Annotated in this window: 8 protein-coding genes; 5 read left to right on the top strand and 3 right to left on the bottom strand. The window is 62.8% G+C overall.

The window, feature by feature from the left end; translation table 11 throughout:
• The coding region (locus EOB49_RS26490; RefSeq protein WP_164781815.1) for a cation diffusion facilitator family transporter at nucleotides 1-921 on the bottom strand (921 nt) is incomplete at its 3' end.
• 127 nt (nucleotides 922-1,048) lie between these two features.
• Nucleotides 1,049-1,858, bottom strand: coding sequence for a transglutaminase family protein (locus tag EOB49_RS26485; RefSeq protein WP_027040094.1), 810 nt, complete (start codon nucleotides 1,856-1,858; stop codon nucleotides 1,049-1,051).
• A 210-nt stretch (nucleotides 1,859-2,068) separates the two neighbouring features.
• On the opposite strand from EOB49_RS26485, the gene EOB49_RS38660 reads away from it, so the two are divergent.
• Together EOB49_RS38660 and sugE are read left to right on the top strand one after the other, a co-directional pair.
• Nucleotides 2,069-2,194 (top strand): hypothetical protein, encoded by a 126-nt coding sequence (locus tag EOB49_RS38660; RefSeq protein WP_013528464.1) that lies wholly within the window; start codon nucleotides 2,069-2,071, stop codon nucleotides 2,192-2,194.
• Between the two features lie 206 nt (nucleotides 2,195-2,400).
• Nucleotides 2,401-2,715, top strand: a complete 315-nt coding sequence (gene sugE, locus EOB49_RS26475; RefSeq protein WP_056593424.1) for a quaternary ammonium compound efflux SMR transporter SugE — start codon at nucleotides 2,401-2,403, stop codon at nucleotides 2,713-2,715.
• A 134-nt stretch (nucleotides 2,716-2,849) separates the two neighbouring features.
• On the opposite strand, the gene EOB49_RS26470 is transcribed toward sugE, so the two are convergent.
• Entirely contained in the window at nucleotides 2,850-3,278 is a 429-nt protein-coding gene (locus tag EOB49_RS26470; RefSeq protein WP_023761392.1) for a DUF6481 family protein, read from the bottom strand.
• Between the two features lie 301 nt (nucleotides 3,279-3,579).
• Between EOB49_RS26470 and EOB49_RS26460 the strand changes: the two genes are divergently transcribed.
• The 3 genes from EOB49_RS26460 to EOB49_RS38005 all read left to right on the top strand — a co-directional run.
• Nucleotides 3,580-4,638 (top strand): LLM class flavin-dependent oxidoreductase, encoded by a 1,059-nt coding sequence (locus EOB49_RS26460; RefSeq protein ID WP_127382718.1) that lies wholly within the window; start codon nucleotides 3,580-3,582, stop codon nucleotides 4,636-4,638.
• Nucleotides 4,639-4,890: 252 nt separating this feature from the next.
• Nucleotides 4,891-6,060: an AI-2E family transporter gene (locus EOB49_RS26455; protein ID WP_127382717.1), complete on the top strand. Its 1,170-nt coding sequence runs from the start codon at nucleotides 4,891-4,893 to the stop codon at nucleotides 6,058-6,060.
• 68 nt (nucleotides 6,061-6,128) lie between these two features.
• Nucleotides 6,129-6,289 (top strand): LLM class flavin-dependent oxidoreductase (locus EOB49_RS38005; RefSeq protein ID WP_245472847.1); only part of this gene is annotated, 161 nt, incomplete at its 3' end.

The raw sequence follows: 6,289 nt of genomic DNA, 5'->3' as shown, positions 1-6,289 counted from the left end.
CTGCTCCCAGGTGCCTGCCGTCTGTGGTTTGACGAACAGCCGCGTGATCTCCGGCATTTCCTTCTTCAGCTGCGCCTCCAGGCGCTCGACGCAAGCTTCGATCTCGGGCGCCGTCAAATGGTCCTCGAACTCGATGCTGAGCCCGGCGACGATCTCTGTCGGCCCCATATGGACGGTCAGGACGCCGTTCGCCCGCTGCACCGCCGGATCCTGCTGGGCGATCGCCAGCACCTTCATCTGCACCTCGGGCGATGCCGGCTCGCCGATCAGCAGTCCCTTGCTTTCGCGGGCCAGGAAGATTGCCGTCGCGCCCAGGATCAGCCCAATGCCGATCGAGGCGGCGCCGTCGAGTTCCGGCATCTCCAGAACTTCCGCCGCCAGGATGCCGGCGAACGCGACGATCAGGCCGAGAAGTGCTGCACTGTCCTCGAACAGCACGGTGTAGACGCTCGGATCCTTGCTCGACTGCACCGCCCGCAGCCAGCCCTGCTTGCCCTTCTGCTGGCGGAACTCCTTCAGCGCCACCCACCACGAACTGCCTTCGAACAGGAAGGAAAGGCCGAGCACGATGTAGGTCACCTCGGCGTTGGCGACCGGCTCCGGCGCCATCATATGGATCACGCCTTCGTAGAACGACACGCCGGCGCCCAGCGCGAAGACGAGGAGAGCGACGATGAAGCTCCAGAAGTAGAGTTCGCGGCCGTGACCGAGCGGATGCGTGCGATCGGCCGGGCGGGCGGCGCGGTGCATGCCGTAGAGCAGCAGGCCGCCATTGCCGGTATCGACCAGCGAATGCACGCCCTCCGACAGCATCGCCGAACTGCCGGTAAAGGCGGCGGCGGCGAACTTGGTCAGCGCGATGGCGAAATTGCCGGCGAGCGCCGCGTAGATCACCTTTTTTGAGCCGCCGTGCCCGGCCATGGCATTTGTTCCCATTCAAGGCGCAGTCTAGCGGCCAGGCCGCCAAAGCTCCACAGGCATCACACCGCGCGAATGTCGGGTCGTCCAAGCCAGCGGTCATGAGAGATCGGCCTATGGAAAACGGCGACTACTCGACGATCTCGCTGGTCCACACCTTGAAGCCGGCAAGCGTTCCCGGGCCGAATATATGGGTCAGCGGCACGTCGGCGGCGTCGCGGCCGGAGGCGATCAGGATGCGGCCGATGCGCGGTGCATTGTTGCGCGGATCGAAGACATGCCAGCGGCCGCCGAGATAGACTTCCATCCAGGCGCAGAAATCCATGCTCGCCCATGGTTTCGGCATACCGATGTCGCTGATGTAGCCGGTGCAATAGCGCGTTGGGATGTTGAGCGCCCGGCAGAAGGTGACGGCGAGATGCGCGTAGTCTCGGCACACGCCGCTCTGTTCGCGATACGCTTCCGCGGCGGTGCGTGTCGGCCGAGCATTGCCGTAGTTGAAGACGATGTGATTGTGGACGAAGTCGCAGACCGCCTGCACGCGCGGAATGCCCAGCGGCGTGTTGCCGAACAGCCGCCACGCTTCATCAGCCAGAAGGTCGCTTTCGCAAAAACGGCTGGGCAGCAGGAACAGCAGCGTGTCCGCCGGCAGGTCGCGCACCTCGTGCTGCCAGGCCATCAGGTCGCCCATCTCGAAAGTGCCGGGATCGCGGATCACCGCGTCGGTGCCGAAGGTGAAACGCCCGGGCGGCGCGACGAACCGGTTGCACCAATTGCCGAAACTGTCGCGATAGCTTTCGATCGGCACCGGCGGGTTGGAGATCAGGAAATCCGGCCGCTCGAGATCGGAGGCACGCGAATAATGCACATTCAGCATCGCGATGAGCGGTGTTTCCTGCGGAAAGTCGAAGCTCATCTCGCAGCCGATGTGGATTCGCATTGTCGTCCTGACGGCCTGCCTGACGATCACCCGGCGAAGCTCGGGTCGATGCTGCAGTGCGAAAATGACCATCGCACGGACCGCCATGGTTTACGAGCAAATTAGAAACCGGTTGAAAGCAATCCGGCGACGCCGGCAACGGTCGCTAACCCCTTGCGGTCGGGCGGTTCTCTTGTTTCACTTGGCGTCCCACATCAGGAGGAACGAATCATGGCTAAAGGTGCGATGAAGGCAGGCAAGGAAGCCCGCAAGCCGAAGAAGGACGCCAAGAAGCCCGCTCCGGCTCCCGCGCTGAAGGCGCCGCCGGTCAAGGCGATGAAGCTCAAGGACAAGTAGGTCAGGCGATCCACTTCGCAATAAGGTTACGGCCGGCGACACTGTTGCCGGCCGCTGTTGATCGAGCGCTCGAAATTCCTATATTGGCGTGGCGGGGACGACCTCGCGCTTCCCCAAAATCCGGACGGGACGACCCGCCATTGTTTGACTGATCGTCGGACGCCGAAAATCGCTTCTCGGTCCGATGCTCTGATGGAGCGTTGTCGATGTCGTGGATTCTTCTCTTTTTCGCCGGCCTGTTCGAGATCGGCTGGGCAATCGGTCTCAAATACACAGATGGCTTCTCGAAGCTGGTGCCGACCGTGCTGACCGTTGCCTCAATGGTCGTCAGCCTCGCTCTGCTCGGCCTAGCGCTGAAGGCGCTGCCCGTTGGCACAGCCTATGCGGTGTGGACCGGCATCGGCACCGTCGGTACGGCACTGCTCGGCATCTGGTTGCTCGGCGAACCAGCCACCGCGATCAGGCTGGCCTGCATCGCGCTCATCGTCTGCGGCATCATGGGGCTGAAGTTCGCCGCCTGACGGTCTTTTGGTTTGCGCATGTCGTCCTCCCAGAACCGGGACCAATATTTGGCGACATGCATGGGACAAACACCTTCAGGGCCGCTGTGAGGCGACCCTGATTGTCGAAGCTGGCTGCTTCGGTGATCCTGAGGCTAGCGGGCGGAGAAGCCCGGCGGCGTCCTGCCGGTGCGCTGCTTGCGTGCCGCATAACGCGCGTCACGCTTGGCCTTGCGTTCGGCTTCGTCGGCCAGAAAACGGGCGATGCGCTCGTTCTCTTCGGATTCCCGAATCTTGGCCTCAGCCTGCGCAGCTTCCTCGGCGGCGATACGTGCCGCTTCGGCTGCTGCCTCGCGCTCGGCCTTCTCGACCGCTTCGCGTGCCAGCTTCTCCTGCTTCAGCCGGGCCTTTTCAGCCTCGCGGATTTCGCGGGCCGCAAGAATCGCCTTGCGTTCAGCCTGCCGCGCCAGCACTGCGGGATCATCCGCCGCCGGCTTTGCCTTGAAGCGCTCGAGGAGCGCCTTCTTTGCCTCGTTTGCGGCATTGCGCCGCTCGAAAACGTCTTTTTCCCTGTAGATAGCCAAGTCCACTTCCCTGAAGTCAATTCGCGAGGCTTACATACGCGCGAAAACCGAGAGTTCAAGCGCCAAAACGGCATGGCAGCCATGAAATTGTCGGCTGTTGCAGCCGGGAGACGCCTTTGGAGCAATTCCAGGAAAAGTGTGAAGCGGTTTTCCTGGGAAAAGCGCGCAGCGCTTTCCCTTGGGAATTGCGACGAAGAGATAGAACCGAAAACGACATGCACTGTTCACCGTCGCGCCTCTGGCGGCGAGGTTGGCGGATGGCTACGTCTAGCGACAAATTCCAACACCAGGATGACATTAGATGGAACTCGGTCTCTACACCTTCGCCGACGTCAGCCCGCAACCGGGCCCCGGCGCCATCGGCCCGTATCAGCGGCTGCGCAACCTGATCGAGGAGGTCGAGCTGGCCGATCAGGTCGGCCTCGACGTCTTCGGCCTTGGCGAGCATCACCGGCCCGACTATGCCGCCTCCGCGCCGGTCGTGGCCCTGGCCGCGGCGGCCGAGCGCTCGAAGCGCATCAAGCTGACCAGTGCCGTCACCGTTCTGTCTTCCGATGACCCGGTGCGCGTTTTTCAGCAGTTCGCCACGCTCGACCTTCTGTCGGGCGGCCGCGCCGAGATCATGGCCGGGCGCGGCTCGTTCATCGAATCCTTCCCGCTGTTCGGCTACAATCTCGAGGACTATGACGAGCTGTTCGCTGAAAAGCTCGACCTTTTGCTTGCCATCCGCGACAGCGTGAAGGTTACCTGGTCCGGCAATCTGCGCGCGCCGATCAACGATCGCGGCGTTTATCCCCGGCCCTTCCAGGACAGGCTACCGGTCTGGATCGCCATTGGCGGCACGCCGCAGTCTGCCGCCCGCGCGGGTGCGCTCGGCCTGCCGCTGGCGCTCGCCATCATCGGCGGCGAGCCGGCGCGCTTCGCGCCGCTGTTCGATCTCTATCGCGAAGCCGCCAAGCGCGCCGGCAGCGACCCGAGGGGCCTTGCCACCAGCATCAACGTGCACGGCTTCATCGCCGAGACGACCGAGCAGGCGGCCGACGATTTTTACGGCCCGCAGGCGGAGGTGATGAACCGCATCGGCCGCGAGCGCGGCTGGGGTCCGACATCCCAAGCGCATTTCGACCAGTCGCGCGGCCCGAACGGCGCGTTGTTCGTCGGCGGTCCCGAGCAAGTGGCTGAAAAGATCGTCGCCCAGCACAAGATCTTCGGCAATGACCGCTTCCTGCTGCAAATGGCGATCGGCACCATGCCGCATGCCAAGATCATGAAGGCGATCGAACTCTACGGCACCAGGGTGGCGCCGATCGTGCGCAAGGAAACAGCCAGGGCTGCCACAGCCGTCACCGCACCAGCCTGACGGAAATGTCGGCTGCTGGCTGCTACCATTGAGAAGGGCCGGATTTTTCGTTCTCGTCGCACGACATTGGGAAGAAAGCCAAATCTCTCTTCCAACGCCATGAGTGCAGGCCTGGATGCTGCGGCGCGCTCTGATTTCCGGACCCGTGCAAACGGGCCTCATTCCGGAAGCCGGCTCATGGAACCTGCGCCCATAACTCTGCGTTCATGCAAGCAATAGCCGATCGCCGAGGGCGCCGGCTCGAGGGTGAGCATGAAAACCGAACCCGCTGCCTTGGGCCGCGCCATCGCCGACGAGTCGGATTCGCGCGTTGCGGCCCGCGCCGACACGCATCTGATGCGCTCGCTGCTCGTCGGCATTTTCCTGTTCATGGCCATCTATGCGCTCTACTTCGCTCGCGCTTTCTTCATGCCGGTCATTCTGGCTTTCCTGCTGGCGCTGACGCTGACGCCGATCGTTAGGCTCCTGCGCAGGCACGGCATCTCCGAAGTGGTTTCGGCGACCCTTCTGGTGCTGTTGTCGATCTGCATCTTTGCCAGCGTAGGCTACCTGCTCAGCGGACCGATCATCGACCTCATCAACAACACCACTTCGATAGGCCAGCAACTTGCCGAACGGCTGGCGCAATTGCGCCGCCCACTCGAGAAGATCATGCAGATTTCGCATCAGATCGAACAGCTGACCCAGACGTCGCAGGAGCCGGGCATCCAGAGGGTGGCGATGGCGCAGTCCGGCATCCTGTCGGCGGCCGCCAGCAACATCCTGTCGGCCGGGACAGGCCTGACCATCATCTTCGTGCTGTCGCTGTTCCTGCTCGCCTCCGGCACGATGTTTTATGAAAAGATCATCCAGTCCTTCGCCAGCCTCAGCGAAAAGAAACGGGCGCTGCGCGTCGTCTATGACGTCGAGCGCGAAATCTCGCACTATCTGCTCACCGTCACCATCATCAATGCCGGCCTCGGCACGGTCATCGCTCTCGGTTTGTGGGCGCTCGGCATGCCCAACCCGCTGGTCTGGGGAGCCGCCGCGGCGTTGCTCAACTTCTTGCCCTATGTCGGAGCGCTGATCACCATCGTGCTTGTCACGGTCATGGCGTTGATCAGCTTCGATACCATCTTCTACGCGCTTCTGGCGCCGGCCTTCGTGATCTTGTGCGACATCGTCGAAGGCCAGTTCGTGACGCCGATGGTGGTCGGCCGGCGTCTGGAGATCAACGCCGTGGCAATCTTGATCGCCATCGCCTTCTGGTCATGGTTGTGGGGCTTCGTCGGCGCCCTGATGGCGGTGCCGCTGCTGGTCGTCATCAAGGTATTCTGCGATCATTTCGACGGGCTCAGCCATGTCGGCAATTTTCTCGCCGCGCAGCACGCGGTTGTCGTCGAGGAGGACGACATCGCCGACCCCGAAGCTATCAAAGGCTGATCAATATTTTTGAATTTGCGGCGCCGCCGGATGCTTCCTACATGCGGTCCTGACACAGGATCCCATCCATGACCGCTCTTTCCGTTCTCGACCTGTCGCCGATCGTCGAAGGCAGCGATGCCTCGCAGTCGCTGGCCAACTCGCTCGATCTTGCCCGCCATGCCGAGCGCCTGGGCTACAAGCGTTTCTGGCTGGCCGAGCATCACAACATGCCGGGTATCGCCAGCGC

Origin of the sequence: Mesorhizobium sp. M7A.F.Ca.MR.148.00.0.0 (genome assembly GCF_003997735.1) — a bacterium.
GTDB lineage: Bacteria > Pseudomonadota > Alphaproteobacteria > Rhizobiales > Rhizobiaceae > Mesorhizobium.
Note: the sequence above shows the minus strand (reverse complement) of the source record. Positions and strands in the feature narration are given on the sequence as shown.